19 protein-coding genes and 1 other RNA gene are annotated in these 19698 nt (G+C 65.0%); 6 read left to right on the top strand and 14 right to left on the bottom strand.

What is annotated here, in order from left to right:
* Positions 1 to 2: 2 nt before the first annotated feature.
* Complete coding sequence (locus tag CUR21_RS03505; RefSeq protein WP_100195649.1) at positions 3 to 872, top strand: DMT family transporter; 870 nt, start codon at positions 3 to 5, stop codon at positions 870 to 872.
* A gap of 137 nt (positions 873 to 1009) precedes the next feature.
* On the opposite strand, the gene CUR21_RS03500 is transcribed toward CUR21_RS03505, so the two are convergent.
* Together CUR21_RS03500 and CUR21_RS03495 are read right to left on the bottom strand one after the other, a co-directional pair.
* Positions 1010 to 2689 carry an FMN-binding glutamate synthase family protein gene (locus tag CUR21_RS03500; RefSeq protein ID WP_100195648.1) on the bottom strand — a complete coding sequence of 560 codons (1680 nt, stop codon included), beginning with the start codon at positions 2687 to 2689 and terminating at the stop codon, positions 1010 to 1012.
* Positions 2690 to 2838: 149 nt separating this feature from the next.
* The gene (locus CUR21_RS03495; RefSeq protein WP_100195647.1) at positions 2839 to 3837 is read right to left on the bottom strand and encodes an MDR family oxidoreductase; all 999 of its coding nucleotides are present in this window, start codon (positions 3835 to 3837) and stop codon (positions 2839 to 2841) included.
* Positions 3838 to 4095: 258 nt separating this feature from the next.
* Between CUR21_RS03495 and CUR21_RS03490 the strand changes: the two genes are divergently transcribed.
* The 3 genes from CUR21_RS03490 (at position 4096) to CUR21_RS03480 (ending at position 6311) form a co-directional block, all read left to right on the top strand.
* Positions 4096 to 5148 (top strand): extracellular solute-binding protein, encoded by a 1053-nt coding sequence (locus CUR21_RS03490; RefSeq protein ID WP_100195646.1) that lies wholly within the window; start codon positions 4096 to 4098, stop codon positions 5146 to 5148.
* 98 nt (positions 5149 to 5246) lie between these two features.
* Positions 5247 to 5601: a transfer-messenger RNA gene (gene ssrA, locus CUR21_RS03485) on the top strand.
* 53 nt (positions 5602 to 5654) lie between these two features.
* Complete coding sequence (locus CUR21_RS03480; protein WP_100195879.1) at positions 5655 to 6311, top strand: DUF1194 domain-containing protein; 657 nt, start codon at positions 5655 to 5657, stop codon at positions 6309 to 6311.
* Positions 6312 to 6379: 68 nt separating this feature from the next.
* Here CUR21_RS03480 and CUR21_RS03475 read toward each other — a convergent pair whose 3' ends face one another.
* The 11 genes from CUR21_RS03475 to coxB form a co-directional block, all read right to left on the bottom strand.
* Entirely contained in the window at positions 6380 to 7789 is a 1410-nt protein-coding gene (locus CUR21_RS03475; protein ID WP_100195645.1) for an FAD-binding oxidoreductase, read from the bottom strand.
* A 140-nt stretch (positions 7790 to 7929) separates the two neighbouring features.
* Positions 7930 to 8745: an MBL fold metallo-hydrolase gene (locus CUR21_RS03470; protein WP_100195644.1), complete on the bottom strand. Its 816-nt coding sequence runs from the start codon at positions 8743 to 8745 to the stop codon at positions 7930 to 7932.
* A gap of 84 nt (positions 8746 to 8829) precedes the next feature.
* Positions 8830 to 9414: a GNAT family N-acetyltransferase gene (locus tag CUR21_RS03465; protein WP_100195643.1), complete on the bottom strand. Its 585-nt coding sequence runs from the start codon at positions 9412 to 9414 to the stop codon at positions 8830 to 8832.
* Entirely contained in the window at positions 9414 to 10673 is a 1260-nt protein-coding gene (locus CUR21_RS03460; RefSeq protein ID WP_100195642.1) for a pitrilysin family protein, read from the bottom strand. The genes CUR21_RS03465 and CUR21_RS03460 overlap by 1 nt, the downstream gene beginning before the upstream one ends.
* Positions 10670 to 12055, bottom strand: coding sequence for a threonine synthase (gene thrC / locus CUR21_RS03455; RefSeq protein ID WP_100195641.1), 1386 nt, complete (start codon positions 12053 to 12055; stop codon positions 10670 to 10672). Before thrC ends, CUR21_RS03460 begins: the two co-directional genes overlap by 4 nt.
* A gap of 13 nt (positions 12056 to 12068) precedes the next feature.
* Positions 12069 to 12737 carry an SURF1 family protein gene (locus CUR21_RS03450; RefSeq protein WP_100195640.1) on the bottom strand — a complete coding sequence of 223 codons (669 nt, stop codon included), beginning with the start codon at positions 12735 to 12737 and terminating at the stop codon, positions 12069 to 12071.
* Positions 12738 to 12832: 95 nt separating this feature from the next.
* On the bottom strand, positions 12833 to 13633 hold the full coding sequence (locus tag CUR21_RS03445) for a cytochrome c oxidase subunit 3 (RefSeq protein WP_100195639.1): 801 nt from the start codon (positions 13631 to 13633) through the stop codon (positions 12833 to 12835).
* Between the two features lie 25 nt (positions 13634 to 13658).
* Positions 13659 to 14228, bottom strand: a complete 570-nt coding sequence (locus CUR21_RS03440; protein WP_100195638.1) for a cytochrome c oxidase assembly protein — start codon at positions 14226 to 14228, stop codon at positions 13659 to 13661.
* Complete coding sequence (locus CUR21_RS03435) at positions 14225 to 14425, bottom strand: hypothetical protein (RefSeq protein ID WP_100195637.1); 201 nt, start codon at positions 14423 to 14425, stop codon at positions 14225 to 14227. The genes CUR21_RS03440 and CUR21_RS03435 overlap by 4 nt, the downstream gene beginning before the upstream one ends.
* Positions 14422 to 15357, bottom strand: a complete 936-nt coding sequence (gene cyoE / locus CUR21_RS03430; protein WP_100195636.1) for a heme o synthase — start codon at positions 15355 to 15357, stop codon at positions 14422 to 14424. Before cyoE ends, CUR21_RS03435 begins: the two co-directional genes overlap by 4 nt.
* A 71-nt stretch (positions 15358 to 15428) precedes the next feature.
* Positions 15429 to 16376, bottom strand: coding sequence for a cytochrome c oxidase subunit II (coxB, locus tag CUR21_RS03425; protein WP_100195635.1), 948 nt, complete (start codon positions 16374 to 16376; stop codon positions 15429 to 15431).
* Positions 16377 to 16560: 184 nt separating this feature from the next.
* Here coxB and tldD point away from each other — a divergent pair, with 184 nt between their 5' ends.
* Positions 16561 to 17982 (top strand): metalloprotease TldD, encoded by a 1422-nt coding sequence (gene tldD, locus CUR21_RS03420; protein ID WP_100195634.1) that lies wholly within the window; start codon positions 16561 to 16563, stop codon positions 17980 to 17982.
* Positions 17979 to 18404 (top strand): hypothetical protein, encoded by a 426-nt coding sequence (locus tag CUR21_RS03415; protein ID WP_100195633.1) that lies wholly within the window; start codon positions 17979 to 17981, stop codon positions 18402 to 18404. Before tldD ends, CUR21_RS03415 begins: the two co-directional genes overlap by 4 nt.
* A 7-nt stretch (positions 18405 to 18411) precedes the next feature.
* On the opposite strand, the gene CUR21_RS03410 is transcribed toward CUR21_RS03415, so the two are convergent.
* Positions 18412 to 19698, bottom strand: a 1287-nt coding sequence (locus CUR21_RS03410) for a divergent polysaccharide deacetylase family protein (RefSeq protein ID WP_100195632.1), incomplete at its 5' end; no start/stop codon positions are given.

Here is a 19698-nt window from a genome sequence, read left to right as displayed (position 1 = left end):
CGATGGCCGCCTCCTCCCGCAGCACGGATTACGCCGGTGCGCCTTGGCTCGTGGCCGATATGGTGCTGATCACCGTCATGACGGTGATCGTCAAGCTGCAGGGCGCGCATTATCCGGCGGCGCAACTGGTGTTTCTGCGCGCGCTCATCGGTGCGGTGCTGATCGCGCCGCTGGTCTGGCGCGAGCGTCAGGCGGTGCGCGACATGCAGCGCCCATGGCGCAATGCCGCACGCGTGGCCTGCAATGCCGTGGCGCTCACCTGCAACTTCGTGGCGCTGGCCAATCTGCCCTTGGCGCTGGTGACGGCGATTTCCTTCACCCGACAGCCGGTGACCATGCTGCTTGCGGTGACGTTCCTGAAAGAAAAAGTGCGCCCGCTGGCTTGGCTTGGCACGGGCCTCGCCTTCTGCGGGGTGTTGGTAATGATCGGTCCGGTCGCGCTGTTGCCGGGACTTGGCCTTTTGGCCGCGTTTGGCTCGGTGCTCTTTGGCTCACTCGCCACCATCCAGACCCGCGCCTTGCGGGGCGAGAATGCGGTGGTGATGATGCTGTTCTACGTGGTCGGACTTTTGCTGCTCACCGCAGGCCCGGCATGGGCGTTCTGGACGCCGGTTCAAACCGGTGACCTGCCCGCCTTGTTTGCCATCGGATTGCTGGCGCAGCTGGGGCAGTTCTTTTTCCTGCGCGCCTATCGCGACAGCCCCGCCTCGGTGCTCGCACCCTTGTCCTATGGCGCGCTCGTGCTGGCCACCGCGGCAGGGTGGCTGGTTTTTGGCGACACGCCCACGCTGGCCACCTTCGCGGGAATCGCGATCATCATCCTTGCGCTGCGGATCGTGCACGCCGCCCGCCCGGCCGAGCCAAAGCGCTAGCCCCCCCCGCGCGGCAGGCCCGTTGCGGTTCTTGGGAGTGGATGGCCGACTTCGTTGCCCCCGCGCGCGCAGTCGCCGCTTTCGCGATTGTCCACAGCGCAAGCGTCATCGGGGCCTGCATCCGGCGGAACAAAGGCTCAGGCGCGGCCTTGCACGGCAGAGGAGGCCGGAGTGTTTCGGGTGAAAGGGCCATAGGGAATCATGGGCGGAGCAAAGGTTTGCGCCGTCGCGCGGTCCCAACGGTCATGCCATTCGGCCAGATCCGGGTGCCGGTCTGCGGCAAGCAGGAAGCCTTCGGGAACATAGGCAAACACCTCATTCCCGTCCATGAAGGTGCTGGCCTCTTGGCGGAACATGAGGTGGTAGGGCAGAAAATCGATCGGATTGTCCAGCCCGGCCGCACTGGCCAACTCGCCCAAGGCGTGCAGGGTGTTGCGGTGGAACCGCGCCACCCGCTGGCTCTTGTCGGCCGGGTCCAGCGCGCGCTGACGCAGCTTGTCCTGCGTGGCGATGCCCACCGGGCATTTGTTGGTATGGCACGATTGCGCCTGAATGCAGCCAATCGCGAACATGAAGCCGCGTGCCGAGTTGCAGAAATCCGCCCCCAGTGCCAGCACGCGGGCGATGTCAAAGGCGCTGACAATTTTGCCTGCCGCCCCGATCTTCACCTGATCGCGCAACCCCGCCCCGCGCAGGGTGTTGTGCACGAAATGCAGCCCCTCGCGCATCGGCATCCCCACCCGGTTGGCAAATTCCAGCGGGGCCGAGCCGGTCCCGCCTTCCTTGCCATCCACCACGATGAAATCAGGCACGATGCCCGTCTCCAGCATCGCCTTGACGATACACATGAATTCCCGGCGGTGCCCGATGCACAGCTTAAAGCCCACGGGTTTGCCGCCCGACAGGTCGCGCAACCGCGCGATCATCTGCACCAGTTCCAGTGGCGTGGAAAACTCGCTGTGCGCGGCAGGGGACAGGCAATCCTGCCCCATCGGAATCCCCCGCGCCTGCGCAATCTCGGGCGTGATCTTGGCGGCAGGCAACATCCCGCCATGCCCCGGCTTCGCCCCTTGGCTCAGCTTGATCTCGATCATCTTGACCTGAGGGTCCGCCGCCTGCGCCGCAAAGGCCTTGGGGTCAAAGCGGCCCTCCGGCGTGCGGCAGCCGAAATAGCCCGAGGCCACCTGATAAACCAGATCACCGCCGCCTTCGCGGTGATATTTGCTGATCCCGCCTTCGCCTGTGTCATGCGCAAAGCCGCCCAGTTTTGCCCCCCGGTTTAAGGCCGAGATCGCATTGCCCGACAGCGAGCCAAAGCTCATGGCCGAAATGTTGTAAAGCGACGCCTCATACGGCTGCTTGCAACTGGCATTGCCGATGCGCACGCGGAAATCGGTGTTGCTGATCTGGCGCGGCACCACCGAATGGGTGATCCAAGCATAGCCAGCTTCATAGACTTTCTGCGTGGTGCCAAAGGGCCGTTTGTCTTCCACCCCCTTCGCGCGCTGATATACCAGACTGCGCGCCTCGCGGCTGAAAGGCTCTTCGTCATGGGTGCCTTCCAGCAGATATTGTCGGATTTCGGGGCGGATGCTTTCCAGCATATAGCGCAGATGCCCGACGATCGGATAATTGCGCAGCACCGCGTGCTGTGTCTGCGTCACATCGCGCAAGCCTACAAGGCTCAGCCCCGCCAAGACCAGTGCCGGGACCAGCATCCAGATCGAAACGACAGCCGCGAGCCCTGCGAACACAAGCGTGCCAAGGACGGCAAGCGCGAAAAAGCCAAAACGGGCAACAGAAGCAATTCGGAACATCAGGCGCGGTCTTTCTTGTCAGTCACGTCACGGTGCGGCAGCGGGGCCGGTGCTGCCCTATCATGCCACGCCCCGCCTGGCGAGCATGGCGTCAGCCTCGCCGCAAGAGATGAAGGAATGTTTGACCAAGGCCACCGCACCGCGAAACATCAGGCACCAGCCTTCATGTCCACCACCACGCGCCCCTGCACTCCGCCGCGCAAGATCGCGGCCCCCAAATCCGGCACCTCCTCAAGCGTGGCAGGCCGGATCATCGCCTCCAGCTTGTCCATCGGCAGATCGGTGGTGATCCGGTCCCAAGCGGCCACCCGCCGCGCATAGGGCACTGTCACCGAGTTGATCCCCAGAAGATTGATCCCGCGCAACAGAAAGGGAATGATATTGGCCGGAACCGCAAGTCCTCCGGCATTGCCCACCGCCGCGACCGAAGCCCCGGCCTTCATCTGCCCCAGCACACGCGCCAGCATCTGCCCGCCGACCGCATCCACGCACCCCGCCCAGACCTCGGATTCCATCGGCCGCTTGATGGCCTCGGCCAGATCGGCGCGCGCAATCAGCCGTCCGGCGCCCAGATCGCGCAAATACGCCTCTGTCTCGGGCCGCCCGGTCACCGCCGCCACGCGATAGCCAAGCCGCGCCAGCACCGCCACCGCAACCGACCCCACGCCTCCCGCGGCCCCGGTCACCAGCACCTCCCCCGCCTCCGGGGTGAGCCCATGGTCTTCCAGCGCCATCACCGCCAGCATCGCGCTGAAACCCGCCGTGCCCACCGCCATCGCCTGCCGCGCGCCCAACCCTTCGGGCAAGGGCACCAGCCAATCCGCCTTCACCCGCGCCCGCGTGGCAAAGCCGCCCCAATGTGCCTCGCCCACACGCCAGCCGGTCAGCACCACCCGGTCGCCCGGCGCATAGCGCGCATCCTCCGACACCTCGACCACGCCCGCGAAATCAATCCCCGGCACATGCGGATAGTTGCGCACCAGCCCGCCCCCGCTGGGCGACAGGCACAGCCCGTCCTTGTAGTTCAGGGTTGAAAACTCCACCCGAACCGTCACCTCGCCCTCTGGCAAGGCGCTGTCGGGCAGGTCCGCCACCCGCGCCTGCGCCTGACCGTCTTCGCCCTTTTCCATCAAGATCGCGCGAAACATCCGCCCCTCCTCCGCTGGCCCGGTCCGGGCTCTGCCCTTTGCCCAAAGCTGCGCCACATCAGCTTTTTCCCTGCCCCAAAGAAGGCAACAGCCGCCGAGCCAGGTCAACCCCGCTTTAACACCCTTGTCGGCGCGAAGATCGCACCCACTTTCCGGTGAACCCGCGTTCCGCGCTTGTGGCCACAGATATCCTTTACTACCTTTCCCCAGAGCCGCGGCGCCAGAAGCCCCGGTCGCCGTCCAACAGAAGGAACCACAATGACCCGAACCAAACTTTTCCTGGCCTGTGCCGCTTCTGCGATTGCCTTGTCTTCCGCCGCCCGCGCCGCCGACCCTGAACTTCTGGTGTTCGATTGGGCGGGCTGGGAAATCGATGGCGTGCTTACCGATTACGTGGCCAAGCACGGCGCCAAGCCCACCTACAGTTTCTTTGGCGATGATGACGAAGCCTTCCAGAAAGTCTCCTCCGGCTTCCGCGCCGATGTGGCGCATCCGTGCGTCGCCTCGCTGCCGCGCTACCGCGAGGCCGATCTGATCGAGCCTTGGGATGTGTCGAAGATTCCCGAATTCGCCAATATCGCGCCGCAGCTGCTGGATTCCGAGTTGATTCAGGATGAGCAAGGCGTCTGGTTCATTCCCTCCGACTACGCCTATACCGCAACGGCCTACAACACCGAAGAAGTCCCCGCCGAAGATGTGGCAACGCTGAACGTCTTCACCGATCCGAAATATGCCGGCCGCACCTCGCTGCCCGACAGTTCGGATGATGTCTGGTCACTGGCGCTGCTTGCCACCGGCGTTTCCGATTGGGACAATGTCACCGACGAACAGTTCAGCGCCGCCGCCAACTGGCTGCGCGAGGCGCATAAGAACGTCCGCGCCTATTGGTCCGACCCGTCCGAGATGTCGCAGCTGATGGCCACGGGCGAGGTGCTGGTGTCCTGGTCGTGGAACGATGGCGTGGCGCTCCTTGCCGCCGAAGGCTTCCCCATCGGGTTTGAACGCAGCCCCGCCGAGGGTGCCGCCACCTGGTTCTGCGGTTATGTGAACCTGAAGAACCAGCCCGGTTCGGAAGACAAGGCCTATGATTTCATCAACTCGCTTCTGGCCCACACCTCGGCCCAGCCGCTGCTCGATGAACTGGGCTATGCGCATTCCAACACCGAAGCGATGAAGACCATTTCGGAAGAGGCGCTGAAGGCCGCCTTCGTCGACCCGGTCACCACCACGCTTCTGGCGCAAACGCCGATCTCGGCCGAGTTCCGTGAAAAGATGATCAACGAATTCGAATTGATCAAATCGGGCTTCTGATCCCGCAAGCGATTTCGTCCCCCTGCGTCCGGCCGGTCCCCCCGGCCGGGCGTTTCATGTGTTGCGCCCCCCGCGCCCGACGCAAGATCTGTCGAAACGGGCTTGTGACGCGAAAGCTCCCCCCCTATATTGATCCTGTTCGGGGCAACCCGGACTATGGTGATAAACGCACCTGTAATAGACGGCTCGGACCCGGGGGCGGTACCCGGCGACTCCACCAAATCACCCGTTCGTTTCGGGGGCTCGGGGTCGAAATAGGATCGACGAACGTTCAAAGAGGCCAGCTTTCACTCGGTGAGGTACCACCGTAATCGGTCCAAATGTACAGTTGCAAACGACAACCGTGCTCCGGTGGCTCTGGCTGCGTAAGCAGTTCGAACACCGAAACTTAAGCCCTTGCGCTTAGCCGCGTAAGGCGGGGTTCGCAGGTACCTGGCAACAGAAACCTGCACCTTTCCCCGCATTGTGACTTGCCTGCCGCCCTGCAACCGCGCGACGCTTTGCCCATGCGCGCGCTTGCCCTCTGCCTTGTCCTACTTACCCTGCCGCCCTCCGCCCGCGCCTGCGAGGTGGCGCTGCTCCTCGCCATCGATGTCTCGGGCTCCATCGATGCCGCCGAATACCGCCTGCAATCCTCCGGCACCGCCGATGCCCTGCAAGACCCGGCTGTGACGGCGGCCCTGCTCGAAGGGCAGGTCGCGCTCAGCGTGATGCACTGGTCGGGCAGCGGCCAACAGGCGGTGATCCTGCCTTGGACGCAGATGCGCAGCCAAGATGAGGTTGCCCGCGCAGCCCATCGGATCCGCAGCGCGCCGCGCGCCTTCGCAGGCTCCGACACCGCCGTGGGTCAGGCCATCGACGCCGCCCTCGCCCAATTCGCGCAAAGCCCGCCTTGCGCGCGCCGGATCGTCGACATTTCGGGCGACGGCCCGGAAAACAGCGGCAACACCGCCCGCGCCGCCCGCAGCCGGGCGCAAGCCGCCGGCGTCACCCTCAATGCCATCGCCATCGAAGATCTCGGCGCCTCGACCGCGATCACCCGCTTTTATCAGAACTGGGTCATCACCCGCGGCGGCTTTGTCATCACCTCCCGCGGCCTCGCGGCCTATCCCGCCGCGATCCGCGCCAAACTCCTGCGCGAGTTGGAAAAGCCCGCCTCCTAGCCTCTGCACCTTTTCCAAATACTCCGGGGGGGCGCGGCACGCGCGGGGGGCAGCGCCCCCCTCCGCCCTCAGCCGCGCAAGACAGCCCCGGGATTCATGATCCCCAGCGGGTCTAGCGCCGCCTTGATCGCCCGCATCGCCGCCAGCTTGGCCGGATCGCCATAGCGCTCCAGATCCCCCACCTTCAACCGCCCGATCCCATGCTCGGCGCTCACCGACCCGCCCAGCTCATGCACCAGATCATGCACACAGGCCTTCACGGCCTCGCGCTGGTGATCATGGTCGTGCCGCGCGCGCCCCTTCACCGGGAACACGTTGTAATGCAGGTTGCCATCGCCCAGATGGCCAAAGCAATTGATCCGCCAGTCCCCCAAGCGCGCCAAGGCTGCGCCTGCCCGGGGAATAAAGCCCGGGATCTCCGACAAGGGCAGGCTGATGTCATGGCTCGACACCGACCCGATGCGGCGGTTCCCTTCGGGAATGCTCTCACGGATGCGCCACAAGGCGGCGGCCTGCGCCTCAGACGTGGCAATCACCCCGTCCTGCACCAATCCCGCCTCGGCCGCCTGCGCATAAAGCGCCGCCATCGCCTCCTCCGGCGCCACCCCGCGCGGCAGGCCCAACTCGATCAGCACCGACCATTCGGGCAGCGGCGACAAAGGCACCGTCACCTCCGGCAAGGTTTCCGCCAAAAAATCATAGCCCATCCGGTGGATGAGCTCGAAAGCCGAGATCAGCCCGGCCAGCTCTGCCTCGGCCAACGCCAACAATTCCAGCGCCGCCTGCGGCGACGGCACCGCGAGCAAAGCCACCACCTTGGCGGCAGGGTCCGGAAACAGCCGCAAACTGGCAGCGGTGATCACGCCCAAGCTGCCCTCGGACCCGATCAGAAGATGCCGCAGGTCATAGCCGGTGTTGTCCTTGCGCAACCGCTTCAAGCCGTTGAAAATGCTGCCATCCGGCAACACCGCCTCCAGCCCCAGACACAGATCGCGCGTATTGCCATAGCGCAGCACGTTCAACCCGCCCGCATTGGCCGCCAGATTGCCGCCGATCCGGGCCGATCCTTCCGAGGCCAGCGACAGCGGAAAGATCCGTCCCAGCTTGGCGGCTTCTGCCTGCACATCGGCCAGCACCATCCCGGCCTCCACCACCAGCACGTTTTCCTGCGGATAGGCGCCGCGCAGCGCCGTCATCCGCTCCAGCGACAAGATCAGCGGGGCGGGCCCTTGCGGCATCACCTGCCCGCCCACCAGCCCGGTGCCGCCGCCCATCGGCACAAGGCCCACCCCGGCCGCGCCACAGGCCCGCACCACCGCCGCCACCTCTGCGGTCGTGCGCGGACAGGCCACCGCGCCCGCCTGCCCCTTCCAGCGCCCGCGCGGCTCTTCCAGATCGCGCGCGGCGGGCGCCCGCAGCAGGCCGGGATGCGCGGCGTCCAGCGCGCTCAGAAATTCGGGGGTGCAGGGATAAAGCATGTCGAACCTCTTCTTTGCGCCCGCTTTACGCCAAGGCGGCGCGCAAGAAAACCGCTCTTCCGGCGTGATCCCTGTCAACTCTTGCAGACCCTGTCCCCCCGCAAGCGCGGCAACCCGTCAGCCCCGACGCGGCCCCCCCCTCAATCGATGCGCTCCGGCGTCAGCACCATGATCGTGGGCCGCCCCGGCAGGTTGCGCAAGGAAACGTCCAACCACGGCATGCCGGTTTCCACCACCTCGAACTCCGCCTGCATCGTGTCCAGAAACACCCGCAGCGACGCGCCCGAAAACCAGTGCATCGGCACCACGATCGAGGATCGCAACCGCCGCACCACCTCCGTCATCTCCGACACCGCCATGGTGTAGCCCCCGTCCACGGGCACCATCACCACATCCAGCCGCCCGATACTGGCGTATTGCGCCTCATCCGGCGCGTGGTGCAAATGCCCCAGATGGCCGATGCACAGCCCCCCGGCCTCGAAGATGAAGATGGAATTGCCATCCTTGCGCAGCTCATCCCCCCAGCGCCCACGCACATCGGTCGGCACATTGCGCACCAGCATCGGCCCAAGGTCCAGCTCATGTTGCGCCGGCCCTGCCTCGGTCGCCCAGCCCGGCAGCACATGCGGGATGCGCGGGTCGGGGTTCGGCGTCCAATGGGTGGAATGCGCGTTGTTCATCGTCACCACATCGGGCACCCAGTCGCGCAGGCCCGTGAAACCGGTGAAATCGGTCACCGCCACCTTGCCGCCTGCGGCAATCGCAAAGCTTGCATGATCGATGAAATGGATGCGCACCTGATCCGCCGCCACATCCGTTCCAAAGCTTACTGGCATCACCTGCGCAATCCCTTGCGCCACCGCAAAACAATGCGAAGGAATCCGCTCCGCCTCTTGCGCCAGCACCGGCGCGGCCCACAGACCCAAGATCACAGCAGGCAAGATCGTCAGACGCATCGAACACCTCCGGGTTGCACCCGAAAGCTAGCACAGCTTTCCGCGACGTCAGGAACTCCCGGCGATCACGCTTGCGTCAGCGCCTCAGCCCACATCGGTGCGGCCGCGCCGATCGGCGCGCAAAGCGGCATACAGCACATGATTGCGCCACCGCCCGTTGATCTGCAAATAGCTCTGCGCCACGCCCTCATACTTGAAGCCGGTCTTTTCCAGCACACCCCGGCTGGCGACGTTTTCGGGCAGGCAGGCCGCTTCCACCCGGCTCAGATCCAGCGCGGCAAAAGCATGATGCACCACCGCCTGAATCGCCTCGCGCATATAGCCGCGGCGGCTGAACGTCTCGCCCACCCAATAGCCGATGGTGCCGCATTGCGCAGGCCCACGCCGGATGTTGTCGAGTGTGATCGCCCCCAGCAACTGCTGATCCTGCCGCCGGATCATCAGGAAGGGCACCGCCGTGCCCTGCGCCTCGGCGCGCTGCGCCCAATAGACCCGGTTGGTGAAGGACCGCCGCGACAGATGATCCGCCGACCACACCGGCTCCCATGGCGTCAGGAACCCGGCGCTCGCCTCCCGCAACTCGGCCCAAGCCCGCCAGTCGCCATGCACCGGAAGGCGCAGCGTCATGCGCTCTGTCTCCAGTTTGGGGCGGCGGCGGAAAGGCAGCATCAGGCGGCAAGCCGGCTGCGAATGGCCTCGATCCCGGGTGCCTTGGCCACCGGACCATACAGCGCCAGCGCGCTCTTGGCCCCCGCCAGATCACCGGCAAAGCGCCGCACATCGGCCATGGTCACGGAATCGATCTTTTCCACCGCTTCCGCCGGGCTCGGCACCCGCCCCCAGACCGCCAAAAGCCGCGCATTGCGCTCGGCCCGGTTCGACGGGCTTTCCAGCCCCATCAGCAACCCGGCCTTCAACTGCGCCCGCGCGCGCGCCACCTCGGCCTCTGTCATATCCTCGGCCGCGCGCTTCATCTCGTCCACGGTCAACTGCGCCAGTGCCGCAATCTCTTCCTTCGAGGTGCCCGCATAGATCGTGATCGACCCGGTGTCCTCATAGGCCCCCGATTGCGCAAAGATCGAATAGCACAGGCCCCGCTCTTCGCGGATCTTCTGGAACAAGCGCGACGACATGCCCCCGCCCATCGTCATCGCATAAACCTGCGCCGCATAGACATCCGGGTGGCGATAGCCGGGCGCTTCCAGCGACAGCGCGAAATGCACCTGCTCCAGCTTCTTCACTTCCCGCCGCTCGCCGCCGATAAAGGCGGCAGGCTCCACCACGCTGATCCCGCGCGCGGGCAGGTGGCCGAAAATCTCCCGCGCCTGCGCCACGATCGCCGCATGATCCACCCCGCCCGAGGCCGACAGGATCATCTGATCCGGCGCATAATGCTGGCCAACAAAGCTGCGCAGATCCTCGGCGGTAAAGCTGCTCACCCGTTCGGACGGCCCCAGAATGGTGCGGCCAAACGGCTGGTCGGGATAGCTCACCTCCTGCAACCAGTCAAAGATGATGTCATCGGGCGTGTCCAGCGCCTGCCCGATCTCTTGCAAGATCACATGCCGCTCGGTCTCGATCTCTTTCGGATCGAACACCGGGTTCAGCACGATGTCGGAAATCACATCCAACGCCAGCGGCACATCCGCCACCAGACAGCGCGCATAATAGGCCGTCATTTCCTTGGACGTATAGGCGTTGATATAGCCGCCCACATCCTCGATCTCTTCGGCAATCTGCAAGGACGTGCGCTTGGCCGTCCCCTTGAACGCCATATGCTCCAGAAAATGCGCGATGCCGTTCTGCTCGGGCCGCTCATGCCGCCCCCCTGCCATCACCCACACTCCCACCGAAGCGGATTCCAGCCCCGGCATATGTTCGGTGACGATCTTCAAACCATTCGGCAGGGTCGAGATTTGCAGGCTCAAGATGCGATCCTTTCGCGGATCAAGGATTGGATGCGGCCCAGATCATTGGGCACGCGGGTCAGCCGCTCACGCCGGTCGAACAGATCGGCCATGCGCGGCGGCAGTTCGGGGCGCTGGCCAATGGCCTCCAGCACCGCATCGGGGAACTTCGCCGGATGCGCGGTCGCCAGCGTCACCATCGGCGTCGCGCCCAGATGGTCATTCGCGACCTTCACCCCCACCGCCGAATGCGGGCACAATATCTCGCCGGTGCGCACATATTCGCGGTTGATCGTCGCCGTGGTTTCCTCTTCCGAGCAGCGCCCCGAGGCGAATGTCGCCCGCAAATCCTCCAGCGCGCCTTGGCTGATGTGGAACCCGCCCGATTTCATCTCATCCATCAACTGCCCGACCGCGCGGCCATCGCGGCCATAGGCAAAGAACAGCGCGCGTTCAAAGTTGGACGACACCTGAATGTCCATCGACGGCGACATCGACGGCTTCACCCCGTTGGTGCGGTAGTCGCCCGAGGTGATGGCGCGGTGCAGAATGTCGTTCTGGTTGGTGGCGATCACCAGCTTTTCGATCGGCAACCCCATCGCCCGCGCGATATAGCCCGCGAAAATATCGCCGAAATTGCCGGTGGGCACGGTAAAGCTCACCGCCCGGTGCGGCGCGCCCAAGGACACGGCCGCGCTGAAATAATACACCACCTGCGCCAGCACCCGCGCCCAGTTGATGCTGTTCACCCCCGCAAGCCGCACCCCGTCGCGGAAAGCGAAATCGTTGAACATATCCTTCACGCGCGCCTGCGCATCGTCGAAGTCACCATCAATGGCCAGCGCATGCACATTGGCCTCCGACGGCGTCGTCATCTGGCGGCGCTGCACCTCGGACACCCGCCCATGCGGATACAGGATGAACAGATCCACATTGGCCAAGCCCCGGAAGGCCTCCATCGCCGCCGACCCGGTGTCGCCGCTGGTGGCGCCCACAATCGTGATCCGCTCGCCCGATTTGGCAAGCGCCGCCTGCATCATCTGCCCGATCAACTGCATGGCGAAATCCTTGAACGCCAGCGTCGGACCGTGGAACAACTCCAGCAGGAAATGGTTCGGCCCCATCTGCACCAAAGGCGCGCGCGCCAGATGGCCAAAGGGCTTGTAGGCCGCCGCGATCAAGCCGCGAAATTCATCATCGCCAAAGGTCTCGCCCAGATAAGGCCGCATCACGCGATAGGCGATCTCTTCATAGCTGCACCCCGCCAAGGCGGCGATGTCGTCCTGCGCCATCACCGGGATGCTTTCCGGCACATACAGCCCGCCGTCACGGGCCAGACCGGTCATCATCGCCTCGCCAAAGGTCAGGATCGGGGCGGCACCACGGGTAGATATGTATTTCATCGCAACCTTGCCTTCAAACCGTTCTGCGCCTGATACGCCACAGAAGATACGCTGTCATCCCCAACCATACGGCGGCGAGCCCAAACCATTGCACCGCATAGCCCAAATGGTTGTTTGGAATGCCCGAGGTATCAACAGGCATGGGCTCGATCCCCGGCGCCGTCGGCGCCCGCGCGACGATCAGCAGCGGCTCCGTCGCAAGCTGTGCCGCCATCGCAGGCACGTCGCGGGCAAACCACAGGCCGGTTTTCGGATCGGGCGGCGGGGTGAAGCCGTCCACCTCATCGGGCCAGTGCAGGTTGCCCTCGACATCCGGCACGTCCGGCCCGCGGGGCGAAACCCGCGCGCCATCGGCGACAAAGCCGCGGTCCACCAGCACCCGCCGCCCCTCAGTCTCGAAGGCCTCGATCACCCGCACCCCGGCGCCAATCTCCTTGCGGCTGACCAGAACCTCCAGCACCTCTCCGGTAAACCGCCCCGTCGCCTTGACGGGCAAATAACGGTCTGCCTCCGGGTCAGGGGCTGCGGGCAGCGCCACCGGCGCGGCCACGATCCGCGCCGAAATATCCGCCAGCGCCGCCTCTTTCCACGCCAAACGGTCCAACTGCCACAGGCCAAGCCCGGCCAGAACCCCGGTGCCCAGCAGACCGAACACCAGCGGAAGGATCATGCGACGCGCCACAGAACCAGTCATCAAAGCCGTCTCCCAAAAGCAAAGCGCGGACCTATTGGCCCGCGCCTCGTGGTAAGGTCAAGAGCGCGTCGCGCGCGTGGGCCTTACTGGCCCCAGACGTAGATCGAGGCGAAAAGGAACAGCCAGACCACGTCCACAAAGTGCCAGTACCAAGCCGCCGCTTCAAAGCCCACGTGCTTCTCTTGGGTGAAATGCCCCTTCATCGCGCGGATCAAGCACACCAGCAGAAAGATGGTGCCGACCACGACGTGGAAGCCGTGAAAGCCGGTCGCCATGAAGAAGTTGGCGCCATAGATGTTGCCGGCAAAGCCAAAGGCCGCGTGGCTGTATTCATAAGCCTGCAGGATGGTGAAGAACACGCCCAGCACGATCGCCAGAATCAAGCCGTTCTTCAGGTCCTTGCGGTTGTTCTCATGCACGAGGGCATGGTGCGCCCAAGTCGCCGCCGCGCCCGAGCACAGCAGGATCAGCGTGTTGATCAGCGGCAGGTGCCATGGGTCGAAGGTCTCAATCCCCGCGGGCGGCCACTGGCCATCCTGGATGGGCGACAGCGGCCCCATCGGATACATGGCATGCTTGAAGAACGACCAGAACCACGCGGCAAAGAACATCACTTCCGACATGATGAACATGATAAAGCCATAGCGCAGGCCGATCACCACCACCGGGGTATGGTCGCCCACTTGGCTTTCCTTCACCACATCCGCCCACCAGCCGAACATGACATAAAGCACGCCGACAAAGCCGATCAGCCCCAGCCAAGGACCGGACCCATGCATCCACAGCACAGCGCCGTAAAGCATGACGAACGCCGTGAGCGCGGCCAGAAAGGGCCAGATCGACGGCGGCAGAATGTGGTAGTCGTGGTTCTTGGCGTGGGCCATAGTGGGTTCCCTCGGTTCTTTTTTATCAGTTTACAATGCCCGTGACAGGCGCGGCAAGCGCCGCCTGCTCTTCGGGCAAGGAAGTTTCGTAAAACGTATAGGACAGCGTGATTTCCTTCACGAACTTGCCCTCGCGATCCTTGACGATCTCGGGATCGACGAAAAAGCTCACCGGCATCTGAACCGTCTCGCCGGGCTGCAACACCTGCTCGGTAAAGCAGAAGCAGGCGATCTTGGCGAAATAACCACCCGCCGCATCCGGCGTCACGTTATAGCTCGCGGTGCCTGCGATCACGCGGTCGGTCGGGTTGTGCGCCTCGTAGAAGGCCAGCGCGTTTTCTCCGATCCGCACCGTCATCGTGCGCTGCACCGGCTTGAACTGCCAGCCCATCCCGCCCGAGGTCGATCCGTCAAAGCGGATCTGGATGGTCTGGTCCAGAATCGTGTCCGGCGCCGCCTCGGCCACCGACGTGGTTCCGCCAAAGCCGGTCACCCGGCAGAACCAGTCATAAAACGGCACCGCCGCGAAAGACAGCGACGCCATCGTCACAACAACACCCGCCAGCTTGGCGGCGGTTTTCAAGGTTGGGTTCATGGTTGTGTCCCCCCTGTTGCGGCGGGCGCCATCTCGGGCCGCACCGTATGGTCAAAGCCTTGCATCGGGTCGCCGCGCGTCACCTTCACCACGGTCAGCGCAAACACCAGCGCCACAAACGCGACCAATGTGACACCAAGGCCCACGTTGCGCGAAAACCGCCGCTTGTGCAGCTCGTGGTCGGGGCGAAAGCTCATGCCCAGCCCCCAAGGCCATAGGCTTTCAGCAGCGCTTCCACAAGAAAAGCCGCGAAATGCACGAACAGATACAGCAGCGAGAATTTGAAGAACGACTTCTCCACCGCGTATTTGTCAGCCTCGGCCACCGGCTCGGGGCGCTTCCAGATGTCATAGGCGCCTTTCAGGAACACCGCGTTCAGCACCACCGCCACCGCAAGCGTGAAAGGCCCGCCAATCGTGGTCAGCGCGGCCCAGATCGACACCGGCGCCAGCAGCACCGTGTAAATCAGGATTTGCCGCCGGGTTTCGGCGCGGCCATGCGTCACCGTCAGCATCGGCACCCCGGCCTTGTGGTAATCTTCCTTCATGAACAGCGCCAGCGCCCAGAAATGCGGCGGCGTCCACATGAAGATCAACCCGAACATCAGCGCCGATTCCACCGACACCCCGCCCGTCGCCACGGCCCAGCCGATCATCGGCGGGAAAGCCCCCGCCGCGCCACCGATCACGATGTTCTGCGGGGTCGAGCGCTTCAGCCACATGGAGTAGACCACGGCGTAGAAAAAGATCGTAAAGGCCAACAGCCCGGCCGCAAACAGATTGGCCGAAAGCGCCAGCATCACAACTGCGATGCCCGACAGCGCCAGACCAAATCCCAGAGCCTCGCCCGATTGCACCTTGCCTGCGGGCACCGGGCGGCTCTTGGTGCGGTTCATCACCGCGTCGATATCGGCATCCCACCACATGTTCAGCGCGCCCGAGGCCCCTGCCCCCAGCGCGATGAACAGGATGGCGGCAAAGCCAACCACCGGATGCACGCCCACAGGCGCCACCAGCAGCCCCACCAAAGCGGTGAACACCACCAAAGACATCACACGCGGTTTCAGCAGCGCGACATAGTCACCAAACTGCGCCTCTCCGCTTTGGGGGTAGGCCTGAACGTCGCTCATTCTTTATCCTTGGCTTAGGGAAATGGCCCCGGCAAAGGGGCCATTCACATCGCTTCCCTTCCGAAAAGGGATCAGTTGTTGGCAGCCAGCTGCACGTTCGAGTAGGCCTCGATATCCGCTGCCGACAGCACCACATCACCGGCCTGCGCGGCGGCCAGCCACTGCGCATAGACCTCTTCCGACACCACTTTCACGGTGATCGGCATATAGGCATGGGCGATGCCGCACAGTTCAGAGCACTGGCCGAAATACACGCCCTCACGCTCGGCGTTGAACCACAGCTGCGCCAGACGGCCCGGCACCGCGTCCTGTTTCACGCCAAAAGCGGGGATCGTCCAGGAATGGATCACGTCAGCCGCGGTGACTTGCATCACGATCGTCTTGCCCACCGGAACCACCACGGCGGTGTCGGTCGCCAGCAGGAACTCACGATCGGTGTAGCCCGCTGCCGCCAGTTGCGCGCTGACTTCCGGGGTCAGGCGGTTGTCGCCGCCGGTGGCCGGAGCACCGATCATGTAGCTTTCAAAGGCCACCGGGGTCGCGCCTTCGGCGTTCGGCTCGTTGATGCCGTCATCCACATATTCATAGCCCCAGTACCACTGGTAGCCTGTCACCTTGATGGTGATGTCGCCCACAGGAATTTCCTGCTGCTTGAACAGCACCGGAAGCGAAAACGCCCCGATGAACACCAAGATCAGGATCGGCACCACCGTCCACGCCACTTCCAGCGGCGAGTTATGGGTGAATGTCGCAGGCTTGGGGTTGCGCTTTTGATTGTAGCGCACGATCACCCAGACCAGCAGGCCCGTGACGAAGATGGTGATCACGGTGATGATCACCAGAATCATCCAGTCCAGCCCTTGCAGATCGCGGGCAAGCTCGGTGGCCGCTGGCTGAAATCCAGTGCCCCGGTCCGTGGGAACACCCACGATTTCAAGGCCTTGCGCAACGGCAGCACTGCCCGACACCAAGCCTGCAACACTGGCGGCGACCCCGCCGATTTGGTTCCAAAGACGCATGTTCTGTTCCCGTTATCTTTACGGCTTGGGTGCCGCTTGTCAGAAGACCACCCTTGGCGCATGGTGCGACACGCGGCAGAATCCCGTTGTTTCCGGCTGTCTTGAAACCATATTAGGGTGTCTGCCACAAGAGAAACCGTTGCGACATAGCAGCGCCATTTGACACAGATCAAGGACAGCCCCCATGACAGATCAGCCCTTCCGCCCGTTCGAGACCCATCTGGACGAGGCGGCGGCACTGGAAATCCTGCGCGCCGCCACCCTCGGCGCCGAGGATGGCGAGCTGTTTCTGGAACGCCGCCGCTCCGAAGCCATCGTGCTGGATGACGGCCGCATCAAGACCGCCTCTTATGATGCCTCCGAAGGCTTTGGCCTGCGCGCGGTGAAAGGAGAGGTCGCAGGCTATGCGCATGCCACGCAAATCAGCGAAAGCGCCCTGCGCCGCGCCTCGGAAACCGCCCGTCTGGCGGTTGGCGATGGCGGCGGCACCTTCGCCGCCCCGCCGCAAGGCACCAATGTCAAACTCTATGGCGATGCCGATCCGATGGCCGATGCCACATTCGCGGTCAAGATCGACACTTTGCGCGAAATCGATGCCTTCGCCCGCGCGCTCGACCCGCGCGTGATCCAAGTCTCCGCCACACTCTCTGCTTCTTATCAAGAGGTGGAAATCCTCCGCCCCGAAGGCCTGCGCCTGCGCGATCTGCGCCCGATGGCCCGGCTCAACATCTCGGTCATCGTCGAACAGAACGGGCGGCGCGAGCAAGGCGGAATGGGCGGCGGCGGCCGTTTCGGGCTCAAGGGCCTGATGCAACCCGATCATTGGCAGCCCGTGGTGCGCGAAGCCTTGCGCATCGCACTGGTCAATCTCGACGCGGTGCCTGCCCCCGCAGGCGTGATGGACGTGGTGCTGGGCCCCGGCTGGCCCGGCATCCTCTTGCACGAAGCCATCGGCCACGGGCTGGAGGGCGACTTCAACCGCAAGAAAACCTCCGCCTTCGCAGGTCTGATGGGCCAGCAAATCGCCGCGCGTGGTGTCACCGTGCTGGATGACGGCACCTTGCCCGATCGGCGCGGCAGCATCAGCATTGATGACGAAGGCACAGCTTCCGCCCGTAACGTGCTGATCGAGGACGGGATTTTGGTGGGCTACATGCAAGACCGTCAGAACGCCCGCCTGATGGGCGTGGCCCCCACCGGCAATGGCCGCCGCGAAAGCTATGCCCATATCCCGATGCCGCGCATGACCAACACCTATATGCTTGCGGGGCAAGAAGACCCGGTGACCCTGCTCGCCGGCCTCAAGGACGGGATCTACGCCGTGGGCTTTGGCGGCGGTCAGGTCGACATCACCAATGGCAAATTCGTCTTCTCCTGCACCGAAGCCTATCGCGTGCAGAACGGCAAGATCGGCGCGCCCGTCAAAGGGGCCACCCTGATCGGCGACGGTGCCACCGCGCTCAAACACATCCGCGCCATCGGCAATGATCTGGCGCTGGACCCCGGCATCGGCAATTGTGGCAAGGCCGGGCAATGGGTGCCGGTCGGTGTCGGCCAGCCCAGCCTGCTGATCGGTGGCCTCACCGTCGGCGGGTCCGCCGCGTGACGCTGATCCACTCGCCCGAGCAGATGCACACGCCTTGGCGTGATCTGCTCGCGGCGGCCCTTGCGGCGGTGCTCTTGCCGTCGGCCCTTGGGCTCTTGGGCCTCGGCCTCTTTCGCCTGTTTCACGGCGTCCTGCCGTCCGAAGCCGCGCTGACCCTCTGGGCCGCGAGCACCGCGCTGATGCTCTCGCCACTTCTCAGCCTTGCCGGAATGATCCTTGCCCTGCCCGTGGTCTCGCTGCTGATCCGTCTGGGCTGGTTCGGCTGGCTGCCCGCCGCCGCCACCGGCCTTGTCATCGGCGGCGTGATCGGCGCGATGATGGCCTTTGCGCCCGGCGCGCTCTGTGGCGCCGCCGTCCTGTTGATCCTGCGCGCGGTGCTGGGCGTCCTGCGCCCGATGCAGCCCGATCAGCCCACCGGTTGAGCCCGCCTCACTCTTCCAGCAACGCCGTCAGCGGTGCCAGTGCCACGGTCGAGGCGCGCCCTTCCACCGCCCATTCCAGCACGCCCGCTACGGTTTCGGGGCGCAGATCGCCAATCACGATCACCCGCCCATCCTGCGCCGCCTTAAAGGCCGCGCGGTCCAGATAGCGCCGCACCACCGGGCTCGCCTCTCCGTCGCTGTCGATCGCGCGAAACACCACCGCCGCTGCCAGACCTTCGCGCCGCGCCACCTGATCGGCCGCGTTCAGCCCTTGGTCCAGCGTCACCAGCCCCCGCCCTTGTTCGGCCAGAATCGGCACCACCTGTGCCGCAAGCGCCCGGTTGGCCTGAAAGGCGGTGCCATCCGCGTCGATCACCGCCACCGCTTCCGGCAACCGGCTGTCCAGCACCTGAAAGCTTTGCTCCAGATCGCCCGGCCCCGCGCCCTCGGGAATGCCGGTGCCCGCCATCACCACCTCTTGTCCGCCCGCGCGCCAGATCGCCGCACGCTCCGCCGCCCCCTCTGACAAAGGATCAATCACGATCGACAGCGGCAATGCCAGCGCCGCCAGTTCGGCGCGGTCCACGCCCTCTTGCCCCTTGTCCTGCAACAGGATCGCGAACAGCGGCTTTTGCGCCGGATTGTCAAACGGGCGGGCATAGCGCGCGCGCGGCGGCAGCGTCGCCGGATCAGCCCCCACGGGCTCCGCCTCGGCCCCGACTGGCGCATCGCCGATGCGCGGCAACCGCCCCGTCACCACCCCCTCGGCCTCCGCGTTCAGCGGTGGCGCCGAGGGCAAGACCCCTTCCCCAAGCGCCAGACCCTCTGGCACCGGTGCGGGCTGCGGTCCCGGTTCGGGCGTCGGATCTGCTGGCACCGCCACGACCGGCGGCTCGGCGGCGGCTTCGGGCAAGGGCAGCAACAGCGCCTCTTCCTCGGGGCGCAGGGGCGGCACGGGCGGCAAGTCTGCCGCCTCTGGCGCGCCCTCGGCTGCGGGAAGCATCGGCGCGGTCGGTTGCACCGCCGCTTGCGGCGCCTCGCCGGTTGCCGGGGCCATGGGCGGGCGCACCTGCCCGGCCGAGGCCAAGGCCTCGCCCGGCGCCTCGCTGGGCGGCGGCAGCGGCAGCGCGGCGGGCGCGGACGCCCCCTCCGCCACCTGGGCCTGCGGCAACGAGGCCGGGCTTTGCTCTGGCGCAGGCGCGGCCGGATCGGGCACCACAGGCGCAGGCACCGTCGCGCCGCCCTCCTGCGCATCGCTTACCCCGTCGGGCGCGGCTGTCTGTTCTTCCGGCTG

This window comes from Pseudorhodobacter sp. MZDSW-24AT (assembly GCF_002794355.1).
Lineage (GTDB): Bacteria > Pseudomonadota > Alphaproteobacteria > Rhodobacterales > Rhodobacteraceae > Pseudotabrizicola.
The sequence above is the reverse complement of the archived record's forward strand: the minus strand, read 5'-3'. Positions and strand labels throughout refer to the sequence as shown.